Origin of the sequence: Streptomyces sp. NPDC087859, assembly GCF_044742595.1 — a bacterium.
GTDB lineage: Bacteria > Actinomycetota > Actinomycetes > Streptomycetales > Streptomycetaceae > Streptomyces > Streptomyces canus_F.
Window position 1 is genome coordinate 63,796 of record NZ_JBIUUU010000033.1, and the last position, 23,518, is coordinate 87,313.

25 protein-coding genes are annotated in these 23,518 nt (G+C 71.0%); 16 read left to right on the plus strand and 9 right to left on the minus strand.

Annotation, left to right across the window (positions count from 1 at the left end):
* The first annotated feature begins 12 nt into the window (after positions 1-12).
* A complete protein-coding gene (locus tag ACIOHP_RS47665) occupies positions 13-780 on the plus strand; it encodes a CDP-alcohol phosphatidyltransferase family protein (RefSeq protein WP_401897777.1) in 768 nt (255 codons plus the stop codon).
* A 139-nt stretch (positions 781-919) separates the two neighbouring features.
* Here ACIOHP_RS47665 and argG read toward each other — a convergent pair whose 3' ends face one another.
* Positions 920-2,374, minus strand: coding sequence for an argininosuccinate synthase (gene argG / locus ACIOHP_RS47670; protein ID WP_401897778.1), 1,455 nt, complete (start codon positions 2,372-2,374; stop codon positions 920-922).
* A gap of 208 nt (positions 2,375-2,582) precedes the next feature.
* Between argG and ACIOHP_RS47675 the strand changes: the two genes are divergently transcribed.
* Both ACIOHP_RS47675 and ACIOHP_RS47680 read left to right on the plus strand, forming a co-directional pair.
* Complete coding sequence (locus ACIOHP_RS47675; RefSeq protein ID WP_401897780.1) at positions 2,583-4,334, plus strand: sensor histidine kinase; 1,752 nt, start codon at positions 2,583-2,585, stop codon at positions 4,332-4,334.
* Complete coding sequence (locus ACIOHP_RS47680; RefSeq protein WP_401897781.1) at positions 4,331-5,026, plus strand: response regulator transcription factor; 696 nt, start codon at positions 4,331-4,333, stop codon at positions 5,024-5,026. Before ACIOHP_RS47675 ends, ACIOHP_RS47680 begins: the two co-directional genes overlap by 4 nt.
* A gap of 8 nt (positions 5,027-5,034) precedes the next feature.
* Here ACIOHP_RS47680 and ACIOHP_RS47685 read toward each other — a convergent pair whose 3' ends face one another.
* Positions 5,035-5,403 carry a response regulator transcription factor gene (locus ACIOHP_RS47685; RefSeq protein ID WP_401897784.1) on the minus strand — a complete coding sequence of 123 codons (369 nt, stop codon included), beginning with the start codon at positions 5,401-5,403 and terminating at the stop codon, positions 5,035-5,037.
* Positions 5,404-5,564: 161 nt separating this feature from the next.
* Between ACIOHP_RS47685 and ACIOHP_RS47690 the strand changes: the two genes are divergently transcribed.
* Complete coding sequence (locus tag ACIOHP_RS47690; protein WP_401897787.1) at positions 5,565-6,710, plus strand: DUF6777 domain-containing protein; 1,146 nt, start codon at positions 5,565-5,567, stop codon at positions 6,708-6,710.
* Positions 6,711-6,794: 84 nt separating this feature from the next.
* Here the strand turns inward: ACIOHP_RS47690 and ACIOHP_RS47695 are convergent, their stop codons facing one another.
* The gene (locus ACIOHP_RS47695) at positions 6,795-7,769 is read right to left on the minus strand and encodes a zinc-binding alcohol dehydrogenase family protein (protein ID WP_401897790.1); all 975 of its coding nucleotides are present in this window, start codon (positions 7,767-7,769) and stop codon (positions 6,795-6,797) included.
* Between the two features lie 146 nt (positions 7,770-7,915).
* On the opposite strand from ACIOHP_RS47695, the gene ACIOHP_RS47700 reads away from it, so the two are divergent.
* Together ACIOHP_RS47700 and ACIOHP_RS47705 are read left to right on the plus strand one after the other, a co-directional pair.
* A complete protein-coding gene (locus ACIOHP_RS47700) occupies positions 7,916-8,248 on the plus strand; it encodes a helix-turn-helix transcriptional regulator (RefSeq protein WP_361547078.1) in 333 nt (110 codons plus the stop codon).
* 41 nt (positions 8,249-8,289) lie between these two features.
* Complete coding sequence (locus tag ACIOHP_RS47705; protein ID WP_401897792.1) at positions 8,290-8,916, plus strand: hypothetical protein; 627 nt, start codon at positions 8,290-8,292, stop codon at positions 8,914-8,916.
* Here the strand turns inward: ACIOHP_RS47705 and ACIOHP_RS47710 are convergent.
* Positions 8,898-10,295, minus strand: a complete 1,398-nt coding sequence (locus tag ACIOHP_RS47710; protein ID WP_401897794.1) for a purine-cytosine permease family protein — start codon at positions 10,293-10,295, stop codon at positions 8,898-8,900. The two genes, ACIOHP_RS47705 and ACIOHP_RS47710, sit on opposite strands and share 19 nt — an antisense overlap.
* 169 nt (positions 10,296-10,464) lie before the next feature.
* Between ACIOHP_RS47710 and ACIOHP_RS47715 the strand changes: the two genes are divergently transcribed.
* Positions 10,465-11,406, plus strand: coding sequence for a DMT family transporter (locus ACIOHP_RS47715; protein WP_401897795.1), 942 nt, complete (start codon positions 10,465-10,467; stop codon positions 11,404-11,406).
* Here the strand turns inward: ACIOHP_RS47715 and ACIOHP_RS47720 are convergent.
* Together ACIOHP_RS47720 and ACIOHP_RS47725 are read right to left on the minus strand one after the other, a co-directional pair.
* Positions 11,351-12,259, minus strand: a complete 909-nt coding sequence (locus ACIOHP_RS47720) for a LysR family transcriptional regulator (protein WP_401897796.1) — start codon at positions 12,257-12,259, stop codon at positions 11,351-11,353. The genes ACIOHP_RS47715 and ACIOHP_RS47720 overlap by 56 nt on opposite strands.
* Positions 12,259-12,579, minus strand: a complete 321-nt coding sequence (locus ACIOHP_RS47725) for a PLD nuclease N-terminal domain-containing protein (protein ID WP_361547063.1) — start codon at positions 12,577-12,579, stop codon at positions 12,259-12,261. Before ACIOHP_RS47725 ends, ACIOHP_RS47720 begins: the two co-directional genes overlap by 1 nt.
* An 87-nt stretch (positions 12,580-12,666) precedes the next feature.
* Between ACIOHP_RS47725 and ACIOHP_RS47730 the strand changes: the two genes are divergently transcribed.
* Together ACIOHP_RS47730 and mqnP are read left to right on the plus strand one after the other, a co-directional pair.
* Positions 12,667-14,124, plus strand: a complete 1,458-nt coding sequence (locus tag ACIOHP_RS47730) for a menaquinone biosynthesis decarboxylase (RefSeq protein WP_327718637.1) — start codon at positions 12,667-12,669, stop codon at positions 14,122-14,124.
* Positions 14,121-15,023 carry a menaquinone biosynthesis prenyltransferase MqnP gene (mqnP, locus tag ACIOHP_RS47735; protein WP_361547060.1) on the plus strand — a complete coding sequence of 301 codons (903 nt, stop codon included), beginning with the start codon at positions 14,121-14,123 and terminating at the stop codon, positions 15,021-15,023. Before ACIOHP_RS47730 ends, mqnP begins: the two co-directional genes overlap by 4 nt.
* Here mqnP and ACIOHP_RS47740 read toward each other — a convergent pair.
* Positions 15,013-15,615: a rhomboid family intramembrane serine protease gene (locus tag ACIOHP_RS47740; RefSeq protein WP_401897799.1), complete on the minus strand. Its 603-nt coding sequence runs from the start codon at positions 15,613-15,615 to the stop codon at positions 15,013-15,015. The genes mqnP and ACIOHP_RS47740 overlap by 11 nt on opposite strands.
* Before the next feature lie 81 nt (positions 15,616-15,696).
* Between ACIOHP_RS47740 and ACIOHP_RS47745 the strand changes: the two genes are divergently transcribed.
* The 6 genes from ACIOHP_RS47745 (at position 15,697) to ACIOHP_RS47770 (ending at position 19,925) form a co-directional block, all read left to right on the plus strand.
* Entirely contained in the window at positions 15,697-16,386 is a 690-nt protein-coding gene (locus ACIOHP_RS47745) for a UbiX family flavin prenyltransferase (RefSeq protein ID WP_361547054.1), read from the plus strand.
* Between the two features lie 79 nt (positions 16,387-16,465).
* On the plus strand, positions 16,466-16,921 hold the full coding sequence (locus ACIOHP_RS47750; protein WP_266889154.1) for an Lrp/AsnC family transcriptional regulator: 456 nt from the start codon (positions 16,466-16,468) through the stop codon (positions 16,919-16,921).
* Between the two features lie 38 nt (positions 16,922-16,959).
* Positions 16,960-18,123, plus strand: coding sequence for an aminofutalosine synthase MqnE (gene mqnE / locus ACIOHP_RS47755; RefSeq protein WP_361493825.1), 1,164 nt, complete (start codon positions 16,960-16,962; stop codon positions 18,121-18,123).
* A 233-nt stretch (positions 18,124-18,356) separates the two neighbouring features.
* Positions 18,357-18,878: a GNAT family N-acetyltransferase gene (locus tag ACIOHP_RS47760; RefSeq protein ID WP_401897803.1), complete on the plus strand. Its 522-nt coding sequence runs from the start codon at positions 18,357-18,359 to the stop codon at positions 18,876-18,878.
* Positions 18,879-18,964: 86 nt separating this feature from the next.
* Complete coding sequence (locus tag ACIOHP_RS47765) at positions 18,965-19,264, plus strand: DUF4229 domain-containing protein (protein WP_401897804.1); 300 nt, start codon at positions 18,965-18,967, stop codon at positions 19,262-19,264.
* A 10-nt stretch (positions 19,265-19,274) separates the two neighbouring features.
* On the plus strand, positions 19,275-19,925 hold the full coding sequence (locus ACIOHP_RS47770; protein ID WP_401897807.1) for a TetR/AcrR family transcriptional regulator: 651 nt from the start codon (positions 19,275-19,277) through the stop codon (positions 19,923-19,925).
* Here ACIOHP_RS47770 and ACIOHP_RS47775 read toward each other — a convergent pair.
* Both ACIOHP_RS47775 and ACIOHP_RS47780 read right to left on the minus strand, forming a co-directional pair.
* Positions 19,907-20,749, minus strand: coding sequence for a MaoC family dehydratase (locus ACIOHP_RS47775; RefSeq protein ID WP_401897809.1), 843 nt, complete (start codon positions 20,747-20,749; stop codon positions 19,907-19,909). The genes ACIOHP_RS47770 and ACIOHP_RS47775 overlap by 19 nt on opposite strands.
* Positions 20,749-22,017: a 3-oxoacyl-ACP reductase gene (locus tag ACIOHP_RS47780; RefSeq protein WP_401897811.1), complete on the minus strand. Its 1,269-nt coding sequence runs from the start codon at positions 22,015-22,017 to the stop codon at positions 20,749-20,751. The genes ACIOHP_RS47775 and ACIOHP_RS47780 overlap by 1 nt, the downstream gene beginning before the upstream one ends.
* Before the next feature lie 98 nt (positions 22,018-22,115).
* Between ACIOHP_RS47780 and ACIOHP_RS47785 the strand changes: the two genes are divergently transcribed.
* On the plus strand, positions 22,116-23,387 hold the full coding sequence (locus ACIOHP_RS47785; protein WP_401897812.1) for an acetyl-CoA C-acetyltransferase: 1,272 nt from the start codon (positions 22,116-22,118) through the stop codon (positions 23,385-23,387).
* The last annotated feature ends 131 nt before the right edge of the window (positions 23,388-23,518 follow it).

The window sequence follows — 23,518 nt, forward strand, 5'->3', positions numbered from 1 at the left end:
GGAAGAACGGTCATGGTCGCTGCCCCGGTTCTGGAGGAGCTGCGGGAGGTGGTCCAGCCGCAGGCCAAGCTGGCCAGCCGCAACGGTGAGCACTGGGCGGGGCGGCTGTACATGCGGCGCGTGTCGCTGCGGTTCACCCGGCAGCTGGTGCGGACGCGGGTCACGCCGGACCAACTGACCTGGACCATGGTCGTGTTCGGGGTGGCCTCGGGGGCCGCGCTGATGATTCCGGGGCTCACAGGTGCCGTACTGGCCGTGGTGTGCATGCAGTTGTTCCTGCTCTTCGACTGCGTGGACGGGGAAGTCGCGCGCTGGAAGGGGCAGAACAGTGCGGGCGGGATCTACGTCGACCGGCTGGGCGCCTACCTGGCCGACGCGGCGCTCATGGCGGGAGCGGGGTATCGGGCGGCCGAGTCCGGGGTCGGGGGGTGGCTGTCCGTCGGTATCGCCACCGCGTTGGGGGTCGTACTGCTGAAGGCGTCCACCGATCTGGTGGATGTGGCTCGGGCGCGGCGGGGCCTCGGGGTGGTCGACGACGAGGCGACGCGGCCGCGGTCGCAGGGGGTGGCGTCGGTACGGAGGCTGGCGGCCGCCTTCAAGATCCACCGGGTGACGAACGGGATCGAGGCGTCGCTGGTGCTGTTGGCCGCCGCCGTCGTGGATGCGGTGGTCGGTGGGATCGAGCCGACTCGTTGGGCGCTCGGTGCGTTGGCTGTCATCACGTGGGTGATGGTGCCGGCGCACCTGTTGTCGATTCTGTCCTCGTCGCGGTTGCGTTAGGTCGTTGGTCGGCTGCTGCGCCGTCGTGGCTGGTCGCGCAGTTCCCCGCGCCCCTGAAGGGGCGCTGTAGGACCGTCGTCGGAATAGGAAAGGCCGGTCGGATGTCCCGACCGGCCTTTTCCTTACGCCTGTTGTCCTGTCAGTCCGTGCCCATCTCCATCGCCGCCCTGTCCAGCAGCGCGTCCTCCTCGGAGACCTCGCCGCGCGAGGCGATGACCTCGGCGCCGCCTTCCGGGAGTTCCGGCATGGTGCCGATGAGGCCCGTCGCCGCCGCCTGGGAGGCGCCGATGGTGGGGCTGCCGGTGCCGATGAGGCCGAGGACCGCGTACTGCTCCAGCTTGGCGCGGGAGTCGGCGATGTCGAGGTTGCGCATGGTCAGCTGGCCGATGCGGTCGACGGGGCCGAAGGCCGAGTCCTCGGTGCGCTCCATGGAGAGCTTGTCGGGGTGGTAGCTGAACGCCGGGCCCGTGGTGTCGAGGATCGAGTAGTCCTCGCCCCGGCGCAGCCGCAGGGTGACCTCGCCGGTGACGGCCGCGCCGACCCAGCGCTGGAGCGACTCGCGGATCATCAGCGCCTGCGGGTCCAGCCAGCGGCCCTCGTACATGAGCCGGCCGAGGCGACGGCCCTCGTTGTGGTACTGGGCGAGGGTGTCCTCGTTGTGGATCGCGTTGACGAGACGCTCGTACGCGGCGTGCAGGAGGGCCATGCCGGGCGCCTCGTAGATGCCGCGGCTCTTGGCCTCGATGATCCGGTTCTCGATCTGGTCGGACATGCCCAGGCCGTGCCGGCCGCCGATGGCGTTGGCCTCCAGGACCAGGTCCACGGCGGAGGCGAACTCCTTGCCGTTGATCGTGACCGGGCGGCCCTGCTCGAAGCCGATCGTCACGTCCTCGGTGGCGATCTCGACCGACGGGTCCCAGAACTTGACGCCCATGATCGGCTCGACGGTCTCGAGGCCGGTGTCCAGGTGCTCCAGGGTCTTGGCCTCGTGGGTGGCGCCCCAGATGTTGGCGTCGGTGGAGTACGCCTTCTCCGTGGAGTCCCGGTACGGCAGCTGGTGGGCGACCAGCCACTCGGACATCTCCTTGCGGCCGCCGAGCTCGGTCACGAACACCGCGTCCAGCCAGGGCTTGTAGATCCGCAGGTGCGGGTTGGCGAGCAGACCGTAGCGGTAGAACCGCTCGATGTCGTTGCCCTTGTACGTCGAGCCGTCGCCCCAGATCTGGACGTCGTCCTCGAGCATCGCCCGGACCAGCAGCGTGCCGGTGACGGCACGGCCGAGGGGGGTGGTGTTGAAGTACGCCCGTCCGCCGGAGCGGATGTGGAAGGCGCCGCAGGTGAGTGCGGCCAGGCCCTCCTCGACCAGCGCGGCGCGGCAGTCGACCAGGCGCGCGATCTCGGCGCCGTAGGCCTGGGCGCGACCGGGCACCGAGGCGATGTCGGGCTCGTCGTACTGGCCGATGTCGGCGGTGTAGGTGCACGGGACGGCGCCCTTGTCACGCATCCACGCGACCGCGACGGAGGTGTCGAGGCCGCCCGAGAAGGCGATGCCGACGCGCTCGCCGGCGGGCAGGGAGGTGAGGACCTTGGACATAGGAAGATTATGCATGGAAACGCATGGTCATGCAAAGCGGGTTTCGGGTCATCCGCGTCAGGAGTGAGGAGGCTCACCTCGCCTCACCTCATCTCGCCCCCCGCCCTCCTCGTCGCGACTGCGCCGAAAACTCCGTACGGGAGTCGGTCGAGCGCGTACCGTGAGGACACGGAAGTGCACGCGGACAGCCGTCACGGGGGAGGCGGTCATGGCAGGCCCGTCCCCGAAGCGCACCGCGGTCCTCCTCGCCACGGCCGGCACGGCGTTCGGGATCTACGTCCTGGCCGTCACCGCACCCGACCGCTACGACGACTCCACCACGACGCTGTTCTCAGGGGCGGTCGGCGGGCTGTACCTCGGGGCCGGACTGCTCGCGCGGCTGCGGCGGCCCGGCAACGCGGTCGGGCTGCTCATGCTGCTCGTCGGCATCGGCTGGTTCGCGGAGGACCTCCAGATCTCCACCGACCCGCTCACGCACACCGTCGGCCTGTTCCTGCGCTCCGCCTCCACCGGCTTCCTGATCCCGCTCCTGCTGGTCTTCCCCTACGGCCGACTGCGCACCCGTGAGGACGACGGCGCGGTCGCCGCCGTCGCGGACCGGACGCTGCTGGCCGTCGGCTGCGCGGTGGCCTTCGTCCTCCAGCCGGCCGGCGTGTTCTTCCACCCGTCGGTGACCGAGAACCTGCTGCTCGTGCACCCCGTGCCGTGGCTTCGGCAGCTGACCGACGCGGTACAGCTCGTCGTCAGCGCGGCCGTGGTCGCCGTACTGCTGTGGCGCTGGGTGAAGGCGTCCCGGCCGTACCGCCGCGAACTCGCGCCGCTGCTCACCGTCGGCCTGGTCGGCGGGCTGGCCTCCGGGCTCGACGCGGCGCTCGGCGCCGACCGGGAGTGGTCGCACCCCGCGCTCCTGACGGTCGCGCACCTGTCGGTCCTGTGCCTGCCGCTGGCCTTCTTCGCCGGGGTGTGGCGGATCCGGCTGGGCCGGACCGCCGTGGCAGAACTGCTGCGCCGGCTGCCGCTCGACTCCCGCGGCCACCTGCGCGACGTACTCGCCAGGACGCTCGACGACGAGTCGCTCCAGCTGGGCCTTCCCGCCCCCGACGGGGAGGGGTACGTCGACACTGACGGCAGACCCCTGACCGCCGGGCCCGGCCAGTGGACGAGCGTCCTGGAGCGCGGTGGCCGGCGGGTCGGCGTCCTCGTCCACGACCCGGCGCTCAGGGAGGATCGGTACGTCCTGGAGGCGGTCGTCTCCGCCGCCGCGCTGGAACTCGACAACCAGGCCCTGGTCACCGAACTGCGCGGCTCCCGCCGCCGCGTCATCGAGGTCGGCGACGAGCAGCGCCGCGAGGTCGAGCGGGCCCTGCACGACGGGGCCCAGCAGAAGTTCATCAACCTGGGCCTCCAACTGCGCATCGCCCGCCGCCGGTTGGACCGCGCGGCGAGCGGCCCGGAGCTGGCCGGGATGCTGGACGACGCGCTCGCCACGCTGGAACAGGGACACGCCGAACTGCGCGTGGCCGCCCGCGGCATCCACCCCGTGGTGCTGAGCGAGGCCGGGCTGGTACCGGCCCTGCGCTCGCTGACCGCTGACCTGCTCCTGCCCGTCGACCTGCACGCCGACGGGCTGCCGAAGCTGCCCGAGCCGGTCGAACTCACCGCGTACTACGTCGTGAAGGAGGCGGTCAGCAATGTCCTCAAGCATGCCGACGCCCGCACCGTCCGCGTCGACCTCCACCACACCGACGGGGTGCTGAGCCTGAGCGTCACCGACGATGGCGTCGGCGGCGCGGACCCGACGGACGGCGGCACCGGACTGCTCGGGCTGCGCCACCGGGTCTCCGCGTACGACGGCAGACTGACCGTGCGCTCCCGCCCCGGCGAGGGCACGGTCGTCGCCGTGACCCTGCCCACCACGGCCACGAGCGAGGCCATGAGCGAGAAGGGCGAGCCGGTATGACGGCCGACACGGACTCCCGGAGTCTGCGCATCGTGCTGGCCGACGACGACCCGGTCTACCTGCGGGGGCTCGCGATCATCCTGGAGGACGAGGGCCACGAGATCACCGGGCGGGCCGGGGACGCGCGCGGGCTGCGGGCCGCGGTCGCCGACACCCTGCCCGACCTCGCCGTCGTCGACATCAGAATGCCGCCCACGCACACCCTGGAAGGCTTACGGGCGGCAGTGGAGATCCGCCGTGCCCAGCCGTCGGTGGGCATCCTGCTGCTGTCCAAGGACATGGAGCTGACCCATCTGCGGCAGCTCCTGGAGGCCGGGCCCGCGGCCGCCGCCGGAGGCATCGGCTACCAGCTCAAGTCACGGGTCACCGGAGCGGACTTCGTCACCGAGGTCGTGGAAGAGGTCGGGGCCGGCCGGTACCGCATCGACGGCGAGATCCAGCGCGCCCTCTACCGCACCCAGCGCCGCCGCGACCGGCTGGCCGCCCTGACCGACCAGCAGCTGAAGGTCCTCGAGCTCATGGCGCGCGGACTGTCCAACTCCGCTGTCGCGGCGAGACTGTCGATCAGCAAGAGGACGGTGGAGGACCACGTCAACACCCTCTTCGACAAGCTCGGCCTCAGGCCCGAGGCCAAGGAGACGTACGACCGCCGGGTGCGCGCGGTGCTGATGTACCTGGCCTCCGACGACTGAACCGATCTCTACTGCCCCACCAGCCGCGTCAGTGCCGCCGCCGACAGCCGTTCCTTCGCGAGGAAGCCCACCGCCGGGGACCGGGCGATCCGCTCCCCGTACAACTCGGCCTCCCGCGCCGAACACAGCACGACCGCCGTCGCCGGAGCCACCCCGTGCAGGGCCCGGCAGACGGCGAAGCCGTCCTCGAAGCCATCCCCGTCCGACAGCCCGATGTCCAGGAGCACGGCGTCCGGCGGCTCCGTCACCACGGCGGCGAGCGCCTCGGCCCCCGAACCCGCCTCCGCCGCCGCGAAGTCGCCGTCCGCCTCCAGCAACGCCCGTGCGACGGCTCTGAATCCAGGGTCGTCGTCGATGATCAGCACGGTACGCGGCATGGGCTCATGGTCACCGCCGACGACCGGCCCGTCATCCGTGCGGGCACGGGATCCGGGCCCCTCGGATCCCGTGCGGACCACGATGTGCCCGCCCCGCCGGACGCCCACACTGGCGTGACCGTTCGCCGACCGGCGACGCGGAAGGAGCCAGAAGGAAGACCATGAAACGCATACGGGGGAGGGGACGTACGGCCATCGCGCTCGCGCTGGTCCTGGCCGTCCTCGGCATGCTGGCCGCAAAGTGCCCGGGCGACAAGGTCGTCGTACGGGCCGTCGCGCGCGGAGTGATGAGCCCGGCGCCCTTCTTTGTGAGGCTCGGCACCGACATCGCCATCGACGTGGCGATGGACTACATCGCGGGGGAGATCGGTGGCGGCGACCCGGGTCTGTACGGGGGTACCCGGGACGCCGGCCACTGCGACAAGGCGAAGCTCGTCGAGTTCCTCGAGAAGCCGGAGAACCGGGACAAGGCCAAGGAGTGGGCCGAGGTCGAGGGCCTGGACGACGTCGGCGAGATCAGGGGCTTCGTGAAGAACCTGACGCCGGTCCTGCTGCGTGCCGACACGCTGGTCAAGAACCACGACTTCGACAAGAAGAAGGGCAAGCGGAAGGCCTTCGACGCCCTCCTGGAGGCGGGAATCGCCGTCCTGGTCGACCAGTTGGGGCGGCCCGCGGTGCAGTGCAGCTGCGGCAACCCGCTGGCCTCGTTCAAGGACGACGCCGACGACGCCGACGTGAAGTTCGACGCCCGCAACAAGAAGTGGCCGTCGTACGACTCGGAGAAGGTGGCCAAGGTCAAGGCGGCGCCGGAGGACGACCCGGTCGAGGTCTTCCAGCTCGTCGACGTCGAGGACCCGGACGCCGGACTGGCCCGCGAGGCGGGCACCGACGGCACCGAGGACGAGGTCCTGCCGGTGGCGCCGAACCCGGACGACCCGTCCGTCGCACCCACCGACTCGCCCACGTCCACGCCCACGGCCGAGGCGGCCACGGTGCCCGACGTACAGGGCTGGCCCCTCGCTGACGCTCAAGCCGCTCTGGAGGCCCAGGGGTTCCAGGTCACCTGGACCGAGGAGGTGACCGACGCGACCGCGCCCGGCACGGTCGTCGGACAGAGCCCGGAGGCAGGGATCGAGGCCCCGGCCGACTCCCTGGTGATGCTGACCGTGGCGAGCGCCGGCACCGGGACCGGGGAACCCACGCCGGGGGACAGCGGGGGCGAAGAGACCGGCGGCACCGCCGAGAGCGGGGGAACCGGCGAGGAGGGTGCGGACGGCGGTGCGTCCGACCAGGCCGGATTCGGCTGACGCCGGGAACGGGGCGCCGGTGCCATGCAGGGGCACCGGCGCCTCGGCTCTGCCGTCGATGCGCGGGGCGGTGAGGCGGTGCGCTCAGTCCGCCACCCGCAGCAGCAACTTCCCCGTGCTCGTCCGCGTCCCCATCAGCCGGTGCGCCTCCGCCGCCTCCGCCAGGCCGAACTCGGCCGTCACCGGCAGCGTCACCGTCTCGTCGGCGACCTTCGCGAAGGCCCGCTCGGTGAGGGCCCGCAGCTCGTCGGGCGCGGTCCCGGCGAGGGTGAGGATGGAGAAGCCGCCGACGCTCACGCCGTACGGGAACAGCTCGGGCTGACCGACGCTCCACGGCTCGGCGCCGCTCGCGTTGCCGAAGGAGACGAGGCGCCCGAAGGGGGCGAGGGCGGCGAGTGAGGCGCGGAAGGTGTCGCCGCCGACGGGGTCGAGGGCGAGGTCTACGCCGCGGCCGTGGGTGGATTCCTGTACGGCCTTCTCGAAGTCGCCGACGAAGACCTCGTCGTAGGAGCCGTGCTCCTTCGCGAACGCGGCCTTCCCCGCGCTCGACACGACCCCCAGGACGGTGGCCCCGGCCGCCTTCGCCAGTCGGCCCGCGACCGTCCCGACGCCCCCGGCGGCACCCTGCACGAGGACCGTCTCGCCGGGCTGGAGCCGGCCCACGGAGTGGATGAGCGCGTACGACGTCGGCAGCACGGTCGGCAGGGTCGCGGCCGTGCGCAGGCCGACGCCGGAGGGGACCGGGAAGACGGTGGCCGCGTCCGCGACGGCGACCTCGGCGTAGGCGCCGCCGGCGGTCAGCGCGGCGACCTCCTGGCCGACGGCGAGCCCGGTGACGCCCGCGCCGAGGGCCCGCACTCGCCCGGAGACCTCGAGCCCCGGCCGGAAGGGGAGTGACGGCACCCGGTACCCGGTCTCCCTCGCCTTCAGGTCGGCGAAGTTGATCCCGGCGTACGCCACGTCGACGCTCACCTGCCCGGGGCCGGGCTCGGGGACGTCCACCTCGACGACCTCGAGGACCTCGGGGCCGCCGTGTTCCTGGATCTCGACCGCGCGCATGCCACACCTCGTCCGGAGAGTGTTCAATGAAAAGCGAACACTCGCGAGTGTATGGTTTTCATCGAACACTCCGCAAGCAGCCACTCCTCAAGCAGCCACTCCGCAGGCAGCCACTCGGCAAGGTGCGCACGGAAGGACCACTCACCATGGCCACCACCAGTCATCGCGCTGCCCCTGAGCACACCCACCCCGACGACGTGCCCGTCCTGACGGCGCTCGCGGCGCTCGCGGACCCCGTACGCGTGCAACTGGTACGGGAGCTCGCCGGCTCCGCCGACTGGTCGCGCAGCTGCGGCACCTTCGACGTGCCCGTCGGCAAGGCGGCCAAGAGCCATCACTTCGCGGTGCTGCGCGCGGCCGGGCTCGTGGAGCAGCGCGACGAGGGGCCCAGGCGGGTCAACCGGCTGCGGCGGGAGGAGTTCGACGCCCGGTTCCCGGGGCTGCTGGCGCTGGTTCTGCGCGAGGATGTCGTTTCCTGACCCGTTGTGAACCATTTGGGCTGCTCCGGCGTCACAGTGGCATGACGAATCGCAGGTGGATCGCGGCGGCCGTCGCCACTGCCGGTGTGGTGGTGGGGGCGGCCCTGTACATCGACGAGCTGGAGACCGGGCACACCGACGGCGGCCTGCCGGCCGCCCCGCGGGAAAGCGTCTCGGTCAAGAAGGCGAGCGCTCCGGCCGAGGAGCGGTGCGTCGGCACGGTCCCGGCGCCCCCGGACGCCGACCCCGAGGTGACCCCGCTGGAGCGCACCCTCGCCCGCCTCGACAAGCTGGCCGCGGGCAGGCACTCCGCCGTCTACACCGGCATGGGCGTGGACGAGGACAAGAACGCCGCCGACATCTGGCGCATCCCCTCCGACGCCTTCGACAAGGCCGCCTGCGACGCCGCCGAGAAGGGCGTCAAGCTACGGCTGCACTCCGCCGACGTCGACCGCAGGACCCTCGACGCCCTCGCCGACCGGATCAGCGAGGACATGTACCGCTGGGACGGCACCTTCCAGCTGCGTGAAGTCGGCGTCGACGAGCGCGGGTTCGTGCATGTGGGCGTCGACGACCCGAAGAAGGCCGAACCCCTCGTGGAGAAGGAGTTCGGCCCCCGGTACATCAAGGTGGAGCACGTTGAGCAGGCTCACGCCGACGTCGGCTGATCCGCCCGCCGCAGCACCGCGTACAGCCCCGCGCTCACCGCGAACCCGACCAGACAGGTGATGTCACCGAACGACGACCACCGCTCCGGCACCCACCCGACGTATTTCTCCTGGTTGGAGAAGAGCGGCACGGACACCACGATGCCGGTCAACAGGGCCGCGATACCGGGCCAGTTGGCGAAGGTGCGGTCGGCGATCCTCGCGGACAGCACCTCGTCCGGCGTCCGCGCCTGCCGCCACCGCTCGACCAGCACCACCCCGAGCCACGGCCCCACCCAGTACGCGATCACCAGCAGGAAGGCCTCGTAGGCGTGCCCCGCGTCCGCCAGCGACGCCCACGCCGCCGCCGTACCGGCGAGACCGCACAGCACGACGATGGCACTGCGGCCGAGCCACGGTGGGAGCTTCAGGCCCAGCGAGGTGATCGACATGGCCGAGGAGTAGACGTTCAGGGCGTTCGCGGACACCGCGCCCAGGATGATGGCCAGCAGCACCAAGTCACTGAGCCAGCCCGGGAGATGGCCGGTGAAGGCGGCCGTGGGGGTGGCGCCCTCGGGGGTGACGATCGTCGCCGAGGCCGCGCCGATCACCGACACGATCGCGATCGACACGAAGAGACCGACGGCCGGGTACAGGACCGTCTTGAAGCGGTTCGCCGTGCGCGGGAGATAGCGGGAGTAGTCCGAGGCGCCCGGGTTCCAGCCCGCCGCGTAACCCCAGGCCGTGCTGAACGCCAGCAGGAAACCGCCGATCCCGCCGCCCGCGCCGGAGCCGCCCAGGTCGGCCTCCTTGAAGGTCCACACCCCGGCCAGCAGGAAGACCACCGCCAGGGCCGGGAAGGCGTACTTCTCGAAGGCGTGGACGAAGTTGTGGCCGATGAAACCGATCACGACCTCGGCGGCGACCACGATCAACAGGGAGGGGAGCGGCCGCAGGTCCGTCAGCGTGTTGAGCGCGAAGGCCGCGCTCACACTGTTCACCGCGAACCAACCGACGCCCGCGACAAGGGCGTTGACCCCCGACGGCAGCAGATTCCCCCGGTAGCCGAAGGAGAAGCGGCCTATCGCCATCTGCGGAACACCGAACCGCGGACCGTCCAGCGACAGGATCCCCTGCGTCAGCGCGCCCAGCGCCGTCCCCAGGAGCAGGGCCGCGGTCGCCTGCCAGAAGCTCAGGCCGAAGAAGAGGACCGAGATCACGCCGATGTAGACGGTCGCGAACTCGATGTTCGGAGAGGCCCACGTCCACAGCAGCTGGAGCGGGCCGCCATGGCGTTCGGAGTCCGGGATCGGTTCCGAGCCGGCCGTCTCGACGGCGATGACCTTGTCACCGTATGCGGGGGCGATGGCCGTGGCGGAGCCGGCCGGAGCAGTCGTCATGCGAGCCAAGTGTCCGGTTCCCGACGGTCGCGGCCCAGAGGCGCACTGTCCGCTTCCGGAGCCTCACCGGCGTACAACCTGCACGCATCGGCCGGACCGATGGGGGCATCGGAAGGACGCCCCACTGGCACGTGGACCAGCACCGATGCCCGCTCGTAGCGTCGGGGACATGACCTCAGAGAGCAAGGGCACAGAGAGCAAGGGCATCGCCCAGCTGACGACCGCGATGGTGCTGTCCGGCACCCTCGGCGTCTTCGTCGTCGAGTCAGGCGCCTCGCCGTTCAACGTCGTCTTCTTCCGCGTCCTGTTCGGCGCCCTCGCGCTCGGCGGCTACGTCCTCGCCCGCGGCTGGCTCCGCGACCACGGCTTCACCCCGCGCACCCTCGGACTCGCCGTCCTGGGAGGGGTGTTCATCGTCTTCAACTGGGTGTTCCTCTTCCAGTCGTACGAGAACACGTCGATCTCCGTCGCGACGGTGGTCTACCACACCCAGCCGTTCTACGTCGTGCTGCTGGGCGCCCTGCTCTTCCGCGAGCGGCTGACGGCCGCCAAGGTCGGCTGGATCGCCCTGGCCTTCGCGGGCCTGACCCTCGTATCGGGCGTGACGCCAGGGGACTTCACCAGCGGCGGCACCTATCTCCTCGGCGTCGGACAGGCGTTGCTCGCCGCCCTTCTCTACGGGCTGTCCACCCTGGTCACCAAGCGCATCACCGGCGTCCGCCCCCACCTCATCGCCCTCGTCCAGGTCGTCGTCGGCATCCCGCTGCTGCTCCCCTTCGCCGACTTCGGCGCGATGGCCGGCACGGGCGCGGACTGGGGCTGGCTGGTCGGGCTCGGGTTCATCCACACGGGCGTCATGTACGTCCTGATGTACGCCGCCTACGCCCAGCTGCCGGTCTCGAAGATCGCCGTACTCGCCTTCGTCTACCCGGCCGTCGCGATGGTCATGGACTGGGCGGTGTACGGCCACCACATCGGCCTCGTGCAGGCGCTGGGCGTCCCGCTGATCGTGCTGGCGAGCCTCAAGGTGACGCTGGCCCGCGCCCCCCGGGTCGTCACGTCCCGTCGTACGCCGTCTGCTCCCGCACCAGCCGCACCGCAGCCTCGATGAACAGCGTCAGATGGCGTGGCAGGCGCTTCCCCGCCCGCCACGCCACCTGCGTGTACAGCTGGAACGGCGGCTCCCACGGCAGCTCGACCAGCGCCCCCGACGCCAGCTCCGCGCCCACCGTCACCCGGGGCAGCAGCGCCACGCCGAGACCGCCCGCCACACCCCGCTTGGTCGCCTCGATCGTGCCGAACTCCATGAAGGGCGGCGGGGATCCGGTGCGGTGGACGAGCTCGGACTCGAAGAGGTCGCGGTAGGGACAGCCGGGTTCGGTGCCGACGAGCTGGACCTCGGTGAGGTCCTCCGTCTTGAGCGCGGGGCTCTTCACGGCGAGGGGATGGCCGGGCGCGGCGACCAGGACCAGCGGCTCCGGCGCGAGCACCCTGCTCTCCAGCCCCGGGTGCTCGGTCTCCGGCTCCATCAGGAAGCCCACGTCGTACGTGCCCTGCCGCAGCGCCTGCCGGGTCTCGTCGCCCAGCGTCGTGCGCAGCGACAGCCGGACCTTCGGGTGGCGGTGGTGGAAGAGCTCCAGGAGCGGCGGCAGACGGTAGGAGGTCAGCGACTCCATCGTGCCGACGGCGAGCGTGCCCGAGGGTTCCTCCGCGCCGACGACCGCCGCGCGGGCCTCCTCGCTCAGCTCGATGATCTGCCGCGCGTACGGAAGCAGCCGCTCCCCGGCCTCCGTCAGCCGGATGCGGCTGCCGAGCCGGTCGAACAGCGGGGTGCCCAGGGAGTCCTCCAGGGCACGGATCTGGCTGGTCACGCTGGACTGCGCGTAGCTCAGCTCGGCCGCGGCCCGGGTGAAGCTCAGGACGGTCGCGACCTTCTCGAAGGTGACGAGCAGCCGCAGCTCCATCAGCCCTCCTTGGGGCCGTCCTCGCCGCGCTCCTTCTTCTCCTCGCCCAGGGACTTCAGGAAGTCGGGGTTGTCGTCGGGGGCGACCCACTGGCCGCGCCCGCCCCGCTCCCGCACACCGGACCAGCCCTCGGCCGCAGGGCTGCGCTTCTTGCCCGCGATCAGCCACGAGATCGAGCCGACGAGCGGGAACAGCAGCACGAGGATGGCCCACAGCGGCTTGGGCATGTGGCGGACGTCCTCCTCCTTCGTGCTGATGCAGTCGATGAACGTGTACACGCTCAGCGCCAGTGGGACGAGGAACATCAGCACCCGGAGCATGGGTCCTCTCCAGCGAAACGGTCGACGGGCCGGAGGCACGGCCCCCGGGTTCAGGCCCAGGGTAGCCGCTCGGGGATACTTGACCCCATGGCTTACGACGATCTTCGCTCGCTGCTCAGGGCCCTGGAGCGCGAGGGCGACCTCAAGCGCATCAAGGCCGAGGTGGATCCGTACTTGGAGGTCGGGGAGATCGTCGACCGGGTGCAGAAGTCCGGGGGTCCGGCGCTGCTCTTCGAGAACGTGAAGGGCTCCGCGATGCCCCTCGCGATGAACGTCTTCGGGACCGACCGCCGGCTGCTGAAGGCGCTGGGCCTGAAGTCGTACTCCGAGATCTCGGAGAAGATCGGCGGCCTGCTGCGGCCCGAGCTGCCGCACGGCTTCGTGGGGGTGCGCGAGGCCTTCGGGAAGCTCGGCGCGATGACGCACGTCCCGCCGAAGAAGGTGAAGTCCGGGGACGCGCCGGTGCAGGAGGTCGTCCTCACCGGTGACGACGTCGACCTCTACCAGCTGCCCGCCCTCTTCACCTGGCCGCAGGACGGCGGCTCCTTCTTCAACCTCGGCCTGACCCACACCAAGGACCCGGAGTCCGGGATCCGCAACCTCGGTCTGTACCGGCTCCAGCGCCACGACAAGCGCACGATCGGCATGCACTGGCAGATCCACAAGGACAGCCGCAACCACTACCAGGTCGCGGCGAGGCGAGGTGAGCGCCTCCCGGTCGCGATCGCCTTCGGGTGCCCGCCGGCCGTGTCGTACGCCTCCACCGCGCCGCTGCCCGGCGACATCGACGAGTACCTCTTCGCCGGGTTCCTCGCGGGCAAGCGGATCGAGATGGTCGACTGCAAGACGGTGCCGCTCCAGGTGCCGGCGCAGGCGGAGGTCGTGATCGAGGGCTGGCTGGAGCCGGGGGAGATGCTGCCCGAGGGCCCCTTCGGCGACCACACGGGGTTCTACACCCCGCAGGAGCCGTTCCCGGCACTGAAGATCGACTGTGTGACGATGCGGAAGCGGCCGCTGCTCCAGTCGATCGTGGTGGGCAGGCCCCCGACGGAGGACGGCCCGCTGGGCAAGGCGACGGAGCGCTTCTTCCTCCCCCTGCTGAAGATCATCGTCCCGGACATCGTGGACTACCACCTGCCCGAGGCGGGCGGCTTCCACAACTGCGCGATCGTCTCGATCGACAAGAAGTACCCCAAACACGCCCAGAAGGTGATGCACGCGATCTGGGGTGCCCACATGATGTCCCTCACCAAGCTGATCGTGGTCGTCGACTCCGACTGCGACGTCCACGACCTCCACGAGGTCGCGTGGCGCGCACTCGGCAACACCGACTACGCGCGCGACCTGTCGGTCGTAGAGGGCCCCGTCGACCACCTCGACCACGCCTCCTACCAGCAGTTCTGGGGCGGCAAGGCGGGGATCGACGCGACGAAGAAGTGGCCCGAGGAGGGCTACACCCGTGACGGAGGCTGGCCCGACATGGTGTTGTCCGACCCGGAGACGGCGGCGACGGTCGACCGACGCTGGAAGGAATACGGCCTGTGAGTTCAGCTTCAGCCGCGATCCCGCAGCCGGGACGCACCAAGGCGTTCCTGCGCCTCGTGATGATCGAGCACTCGGTCTTCGCTCTGCCCTTCGCGTACATCGCCGCGCTCACCGCGATGTTCCAGATGGACAAGAACATCCACTGGGGCCGGCTGCTCCTGGTGACGATCTGCATGGTCGGCCTGCGCACCTTCGCGATGGCCGTGAACCGGATCATCGACCGCGAGATCGACGCGCGGAACCCCCGGACGGCCCACCGTGAGCTGGTGACCGGCGCGATGTCGGTGCGCCACGCCTGGACGGGCGCGCTGGTCGCGGTCGTGGTCTTCCTGGGCTCGGCGGCCCTGCTGAACCCGCTCTGCCTGGCCCTGGCCCCCGTCGCGGTGATCCCGATGGTGGTCTACCCCTACGGCAAACGGTTCACGAACTTCCCGCAGGCCATCCTGGGCCTCGCCCAGGCCATGGGCCCGATCGGCGGCTGGCTGGCCATCACCGGCGAGTGGTCCTGGGACGCGGTGATCCTCGGCCTCGCGGTCGGCATCTGGATCGGCGGCTTCGACCTGATCTACGCCTGCCAGGACGTGGAGACCGACCGCGAGATCGGTGTCATGTCGGTCCCGGCCCGCTTCGGCATCCCGGCGGCGATCTGGGGCGCCCGGGTGTGCCACGCGCTGACGACGGCGCTGCTGCTCTGGTACGCGGTGGCCACGGACGCGGGCGGGTTCTTCTGGGTCGGCCTGATGATCGTCGCGGCCGCGTTCGTGTACGAGCACAACATCGTCCGGCCGAACGATCTGTCCCGGCTGAACAGGGCGTTCTTCAGCGTCAACGGGTTCATCGGGATCGCCCTGTTCGTGTGCGCGCTGCTCGATCTGCTGGTGCGCGGCCTCACGGTGTGAGGGCCGGGGTGGTGGCGCGGCGGCGGAACACGAACGCCGCCGCCACCCCCGCGACCAGCCCCAGCAGGTGTCCCTGCCAGCTGACGCCCGTCTGCGTCGGCGCCAGGCCCGTCAGGATCGAGCTGCCCCAGACGGCGCCGACGAGCAGGCCGGCCATGACGCCCAGCAGCCGTCGCTCCACGAAACCGCTGACCAGCAGGAAGCCGAAGAGGCCGAAGATCAGGCCGGAGGCGCCGGCGGTGTTGGTGTGGGCGGGGGCTATGAGCCAGACGCCCAGCCCGTCGGCCACGATGACCAGCGCGCAGACCGCGAGGAAGCGGCGGATGCCGCCGAGGGCCGCGAGGAAGCCCATGACCAGCAGCGGGACGGTGTTCGCGGCGATGTGGGCCCACCCGAAGTGGATGAACGAGGCCGGGACCACGTCGATCAGTTCCGAGGACTCGCGCGGCACGATGCCGAAGTCGTCCAGCGCGTGGCCGCTCACCGCGTCCACCACTTCCAGCAGCCACAGCAGCGCGACCCAGCCCAGCATCAGCTTGGCCGCGGCCCGCGCACGGTCGCCTCGTGACTGCTCCAGCCCGGCACCGGACATGGCAACCCCCATTCCCCTGAGGAGAACGCCCGGACCCCCTTGGCCGGTTCCCACCCTGCGACGCCGGATAGGCTCGGGGGTGTGAACCCAGTCAAGCCAGGAGAGACACGGCGTACGCCTTGGATCGTAGGGGTGTCCGGCGCTTCCGGCACCCCGTATGCCGCGTCCGTGCTGCGCGCGCTCCTCGATGCCGGGGAGAGCGTCGACCTGGTGGTCAGCCGGGCCTCGCGGCTCACGCTCCTGGACGAGACGGGGATCTCCTTCAGGGACGCGCACTGGCAGGACGACCTGCGGGAATGGCTGGCCAGGGGGGCCGACGGCAAGCCGGGCAGCTTCGACATCGGCGCCGACATCGAGCGGGTGCGGTACTGGGCCGCCGGGGACCTGGCCGCGGGGCCGTCCTCGGGGTCGTATCCCGTCAAGGGGATGCTGATCGTGCCCGCCTCGACCGCCTGTGTCGCCGGTGTCGCCCTCGGGCTCTCCAAGGACCTGCTACAGCGGGCGGCGAGCGTGACTCTCAAGGAGGGGCGCAAGCTGGTGGTAGCCGTTCGGGAGACCCCGCTGAACGGTCAGACGCTCCGGCACCTGGTGACCCTGGACGACGCGGGCGCCACCGTGGTGCCCGCCTCGCCCGCCTTCTACGCGGGGGCCACGCACATCCAGGACCTGGTGGACTTCGTCGCCGGACGGGTCCTCGACGCGGCGGGCGTCGAGCACCGGCTCTACCGCCGCTGGAAGGGCGAACTCGGCGGTGGAACCCGCACGACGTGAACGCCGTCCGGGCACGTCGCAGTAGGTCAGCAGTACCTCTCATCACTTCGGGAACTCTTCAGCGGAAGGCTTCGATCGCATGGACGCGGTGGACAGGCAGCTCATCCAGGCCCTGAGGGAGAACGGCCGGGCCTCCTACGCGGAGCTGGGGCGCCTCGTCGGTCTGTCGGGACCCAGCGTCACCGACCGCATCAACCGGCTGGAGGCGGCCGGCGTCATCACCGGTTACCGCGCCACCGTCGACTCCGCCTCGCTCGGCCTCGGCGTCACCGCGCTGATCGGCATCTCCCTCTCCGACGCCGTCGACCACGAGGACGTGGCCCGCCGGCTCAAGGACCTCGGCGAGATCGAGGACTGCTGGTTCATCGCCGGCGACGACTCGTACATGCTCAAGGTGCGGGCCGCCGACGTCGACGGCCTGGAGAAGACCATCCGGCGGCTCAGCGGCACGCAGGGCGTCTCGCGGACCCGTACCACCATCGTGCTCTCCACGAAGTGGGAGAACCGGGTCGGAGAGCTTCCCGAAGAGGCGTAGACGTACGGTTGGACAGGTCGTCGTAGAAAGGTTGTGGCATGGACGTCGGGCTCAGGCGCGAGCTGGAGGAGAAGGTACGGGCGGGCGTTCGCCTGACCCGGGAGGACGGCATCGCGCTCTACGAGTCGGACGACCTGGCCTGGCTCGGCGGACTCGCGCACGAGGTGCGGACGCGGAAGAACGGCGACGTCGTCCACTTCAACGTCAACCGCCATCTCAACATGACCAACGTGTGCACGGCGTCCTGCGCCTACTGCTCCTTCCAGCGCAAGCCGGGCGAGAAGGACGCGTACACGATGCGCATCGAGGAGGCGGTGAAACTCGCCAAGGCGATGGAGGGCGAGAACCTCACCGAGCTCCACATCGTCAACGGCCTGCACCCGAACCTGCCGTGGCGCTACTACCCGCGGTCCCTGCGCGAGCTGAAGGCCGCTCTGCCGAACGTCTCGCTGAAGGCCTTCACGGCGACCGAGATCCACCACTTCGAGACGATCAGCGGGCTGAGCGCGAGCGAGATCCTCGACGAGCTCATCGACGCGGGCCTGGAGTCCCTCACCGGCGGCGGCGCGGAGATCTTCGACTGGGAGGTCCGCCAGCACATCGTGGACCACCGCACGCACTGGGAGGACTGGTCGCGCATCCACCGCCTGGCGCACGAGAAGGGTCTCAAGACCCCGTCCACCATGCTCTACGGCCACATCGAGGAGCCGAAGCACCGGGTGGACCACGTCCTGCGGCTGCGTGAGCTCCAGGACGAGACCGGCGGCTTCCAGGTCTTCATCCCGCTGCGCTACCAGCACGACTTCGTCGACGTGAAGGACGGCAAGGTCCGCAACCGCCTCCAGGCCCGCACGCAGATGGCGACCGGCGCGGAGGCGCTGAAGACCTTCGCGGTCTCCCGGCTGCTCTTCGACAACGTCCCGCACGTCAAGGTCTTCTGGGTCATGCACGGCGTCCAGACCGCCCAGCTGGCCCTCCAGCACGGTGCGGACGACATGGACGGCTCGGTCGTCGAGTACAAGATCACCCACGACGCGGACAACTACGGCACGCCGAACAAGCTGACGCGTGAGGATCTCCTGGACCTGATCCGGGACGCCGGGTTCAAGCCGGTGGAGCGGAACACGCGGTACGAGATCATCCGGGAGTACGAGGGCCCGGACCCGGCGCGCAGGGAGTCGCCGCAGCCGATGCGGGTGTGAGGGCGCCGCATTCGACCGCGGGTGCGCGGGGGCCGGTCGCGCAGTTCCCCGCGCCCCTGAGCCGGTACAGCTGATCGAGCTTCGACTGTTCCCACCCCGGATACACCGCCGACCAGGAGGAGAGCCATGTGCGGTCCGAGGACCGCGAGGCCGCCTGCCAGGGGGTCGTCTCCGATCTGCGGGTGGTGGCCCGCGCCCTGGGGGGACCGGCCGCCGTTTTAGACTCGTGGCCCATGGAGCTCACGTACCGCCTGGACCCCGACCTCACCCCCGGCCTCCTCGACGAGCTGACCCACCTGTGGGTGGCCGTGAACAACGCCGGTGGGGCGGTCGGATTCGTCGGTACGACGACGTATGACGACGTACGTCCGGACGTGGAGCGTTACGCGGAGTCGACCACGGCGGGACGCCACCGTCTTCTCGCCGGGTTCGACCAGGAGGGCCGGCTGCGGGCGACCGCCTTCTTCGGCTTCAACGCGCACCGCCTGCAGAGCCATTACGCCTGGCTCTACACGGTCATGATCGACCCGGCTGTCCAGGGCGGCGGCCACGGCCGGTCCCTGCTGGCGGAGGTCGAGACGCAGGCCCGCGGTTTCGGCCTGGAGGCGCTGAAGCTGACCTGTCGGGGCGGCCTCGGCCTCGAGCGGTTCTACGCGTCCGCCGGGTACAAGGAGGTCGGCAGGGTGCCGGGCGGGCTGCGGGTGTCCGCGGACGACTACCGGGACGACATCATGATGTGGCTGCCGCTGACCTGACACCCCCTGCAAGATCGGGTATCGGGCGTGCTTCACTGGAAGGCACCTTTGGGGAACTTTCAGCCGGAACGGAAGAGTGGATTGAGATGCTCCGCTACACACTGATGCGCCTCGGGATCTTCGTGGGCTGCCTCGTGGTCGTCTGGGGTCTCGTCTACGCCGGTGTCGCACCGCGCGGCCTCGGCGACTCCAACGGCATGTGGGTCGTCCTGCTCTCCCTGGTGATCTCCGCGCCTATCAGCTTCGTGGCCCTCCGCAAGGAGCGCGACCGGGCATCCGTCCAGATCGTCCAGAAGGTCGACCGCGCCAAGGCGAACCTGGAAGCCAACCGCAACCAGGAAGACGTAGCCGACGACACGGCGCGTGCGCAGGGGCAGACGACTTAGTCTTGCCCCTATGGGTGCAGTGAAGACCAAGCGGATGCCGCGTGCGGTCCGTGAACAGCAGATGCTGGACGCTGCCGTGGAGACCTTCGGACGGCGTGGGTACATGGCCGCCTCGATGGACGAGATCGCCGAACTCGCGGGTGTCTCCAAGCCGTTGGTCTATCTGTACCTGAACTCCAAGGAAGACCTCTTCACCGCCTGCATCCGCCGCGAGGCGCGCGCGCTGACCGAGGCGGTGCGCGCCGGGGTCCGTACCGACCAGCCCGCGGACCGCCAACTCTGGGACGGACTGCTGGCGTTCTTCACGCACACCGGGCAGAAGCCGGACGCCTGGTCCGTGCTGCACCTCCAGGCCCGTACGCACGGCGAACCCTTCGCCGCCGAGGTCGCCGCGATGCGCGAGGAGATCGTCGCGTTCGTGACGCAGCTGATCGTCGTCGCCGCGCGCGAGGCCCACCGCGACCCCGACCTGCCCGAACGCGAGGTCGCCGGACTCGCCGAGGCCCTGGTCGGCGCCGCCGAGTCCCTCGCCGCGTGGGCCAACGCCACCCCGGGCGTCACCGCCAAACAAGCGGCGGCGACGCTGATGAACTTCGCGTGGGCCGGGCTGGGGAATCTGATGGAGGGCCGCCCCTGGGCCCGTCAGGGTGCCAGCGGATAGACGCTCCCGGTGACGTGGAGCCGGTCTCCACCGCCCCGCAGCTCGAACCTCTCGCCCTCCGCCGCGTACGTCACCGCCCCCGGCAGCAGCACCGGCGCCCTGAACTCCGCCCGCACCAGCGCCGCCTGGGGCACACCGTGCGCGGCGAGACACCGGGCCACCGTCCACATGCCGTGCGCGATGGCCCGCGGGAAGCCGAAGAGGCGGGCGGTGAGCGGGTGGAGGTGGATGGGGTTGCGGTCACCGGACGCGGAGGCGTAACGCCGGCCGACGTCCCCGGCGAGACGCCACTCGGCGACCGAGGGGAGCGAAGCGCCCTTCTCGGCAGGGGCGGCACCTCCGGCGGATGTCGAGCCGTGCCGCGCCAGATACGTGCTCCGCGACTCCCATACGACGTCGTCGCCGGCCCGCACCTCGGTGACGACCCCCGCCTCCGTGCCGCGCCGGTGCGGCGCCAACCCGTCGACGTACACGGTGAGTTCGTGTTCCGCGGTGGCGGCGAGCGACCGGTGCTGGGTGATCGCGATCGACGTGTGGACGAGACCGAGCAGCGGCAGCGGGAAGTCCCGCGCGCTCATCAGCCGCATGGCCAGCGGAAAGCCGAGCACATGCGGATACGTCACCGGCAGCGCGTCGTCGCCGGTGGCGAACCCGCACACCCGCTCGTACGCCGCCAGCCGTGCCAGGTCCACCCGCAGCGCGGGCAGGAGCAGCCGGGTGCGCGGGAACTCGGCGCCCGGGCGGGGCCGTTTGACGGCGGAGAACAGGGCGCCGCGGGCGAACAGGGGCGCGAGCGCGGGGGACCGGGTGAGGACGACGGTCATCACGCCCCCAACAGGCTCTGGCCGCAGACCCGTACGACCTGTCCGTTCACCGCACCCGACGCCGGATGCGCGAACCACGCGGTCGTCTCGGCGACATCGACGGGCAGCCCGCCTTGGGCGAGGGAGTTCATCCGGCGTCCCGCCTCACGGATGAGGAGCGGTACGGCGGCGGTCATCTTCGTCTCGATGAACCCGGGCGCGACCGCGTTCACGGTCACCCCGTGCTCGGCGAGGGCGCGGGGGGCGAGCGACCGCACCAGACCGACGATTCCCGCCTTGCTCGCGCCGTAGTTGGTCTGCCCCGCGTTCCCGGCGAGCCCGGCGATGGAGGCGGTGGCGACGATCCGGCCGTTGGGCCTGAGGGTCCCGGCGGCCAGCAGCGCGTCCGTCGTACGCAGCACACTCGCGAGGTTCACGTCGAGGACCGCACTCCACCGGTCCGCCGGCATGTTGACCAGGCGGCGGTCCCGGGTGATCCCGGCGTTGTGGATCAACACGTCGAGCCCGTCCGGGAGTTCGGCGGCGATCCGCTCACCCGCCTCGGCGGCGGTGATGTCGAGCGCGAGGGCCCTGCCGCCGAGCCTCTCCGCGAGCCCGCGCGCGTCCTCCTCGGCCTGCGGTACGTCGAGTACGACGACCTGGGCCCCGTCCCTGGCCAGCGTCTCGGCCACCGCCGCGCCGATGCCGCGGGCGGCGCCGGTGATCAGGGCGGTGCGGCCGGTGAGGGGCCGGTCCCGGTCGACGGTCACTTCCAGGGCTGTCCCCGTCACCTCGATGACCTGACCGCTGACGTAGGCGGACTTGGGGGAGAGGAGGAAGCGCAGGGTGGACTCGGCGGCGTCCCGGTCGGTGAGCCGTACGAGGTTCACGGTCCTGCCCCGCCCGATCTCCTTGCCGAGTGAGCGCGTGAAGCCCTCCAGTGCCTGCTGGGCGGCGGCCTGGTGGTGGTCGGCGGGGTCGAGGGGCGCGCCGAGCACGACGACACGGCCGCTCGCGGCGACCGACCGCACCACGGGGTGGAGGGCCGCGTGGACGCCGGCGAGGCCGTCGACGTCCCGTACGCCGGTGGCGTCGAGGACGACCGCGGAGGGGCTGCCGGCGAGGGAGGGGGCGGGCTTGCCCGCGGTGAGGTGGAGGACCTCGCCCCCCGGGAGTCCGGGCCGCTCCGGTGACCAGCGGCGCAGCGCCGAGGGCTGCGGCAGTCCCAGCCGGCGGCTCAGGAAGCGGCCGGGCGCGGTGCCGGTGAAGCTCAGATAACGGTCGGCCATTGCCGTCTCCCCACTCGGTCCCACCTCTTATCAGTCTTCTTACTCTGGAGTAAGGTTACCGCAGGTAAGCCTATGTCACGCATGAGGAGCAGGTCGAGATGAGCCCCCTACAGGTGCCCGTGGCCCGGCGGGTCGCGATCATCGGCGGCACGCGCGTGCCCTTCGCCCGCTCGGACGGCCCGTACGCCACCGCCTCGAACCAGGACATGCTGACGACGGTCGTGGACGGACTGGTCGAGCGCCACGGCCTCCAGGAGCCCGGCGCGGTGGGCGAGTTCGTCGCCGGTGCGGTGCTCAAGCACAGCCGCGACTTCAACCTGGCCCGCGAGACGGTCCTCGGCTCCCGGCTGGCTCCCACGACCCCGGCGTACGACATCCAGCAGGCCTGCGGCACCGGCCTCCAGGCCGTCATCGCCGCCGCCAACAAGATCGCGCTCGGCCAGACCGAGTCGGCGATCGCGGGCGGCGCGGACACCGCGAGCGACGCGCCGCTGGGCGTGAACGACGGCCTGCGTCGGATCCTGCTGGCGGCGCGCAGGGCGAAGTCGCCGGGCGGCCGGCTCAAGGCGCTGGCCCGCATCCGCCCGGGCCATCTGATCCCCGACATCCCCCGCAACGCCGAACCCCGCACCGGCCTGTCGATGGGCGAGCACGCGGCGGTGACGGCCCGCACCCGGGGCGTCTCGCGCGAGGCCCAGGACGCACTGGCGGCGACGAGTCACCAGCGACTGGCGGCGGCCTACGAACGCGGCTTCTTCCAGGACCTGGTGGTGCCCTTCCGGGGCCTGACCCGCGACCAGAACCTGCGCCCCGACTCGACGGCGGAGAAACTGGCCGCGCTGAAGCCGGTGTTCGGCCTCGACGCACCCGACCCGACCATGACCGCCGGGAACTCGACCCCGCTCACCGACGGAGCGGCGGTCGTGCTGCTGGCCTCGGAGGAGTGGGCGGCGGCGCGCGGGCTGGAACCGCTGGCGTACCTGTCGACGTACGAGACGGCGGCCGTCGACTTCGTGAAGGGCGAGGACGGCCTGCTGATGGCACCGGCCTACGCGGTGCCGCGCATGCTGGAGCGCTCCGGCCTCGCCATGGCCGACTTCGACCTCGTGGAAGTCCACGAGGCCTTCGCGTCACAGGTGCTGGCCACGCTGGAGGCGTGGGAGAAGGCCGGGCTGGACCCGGTGGACCGGGAGCGGCTGAACGTGACGGGATCGTCCCTGGCCACGGGGCACCCCTTCGCGGCGACCGGGGCGCGGATCGTCGCGACGCTGGCGAAGTCGCTCGCGGAGCGCGGAGGTTCGGGCCGAGGCCTGATCTCGGTGTGCGCGGCGGGCGGGCAAGGGGTGACGGCGGTGCTGGAACGGCCGTGACGGGGAGTCGGACGCCCTGACGGGGAGTCGGCCGCCGTGATCGACGAACGGCAGGTCCGCGCCGCCACCCATAGCTGACAAAGCTTCATATTGCGGGAGAGGTTGCACAGACCCGGCCCCGGAGCATCCCC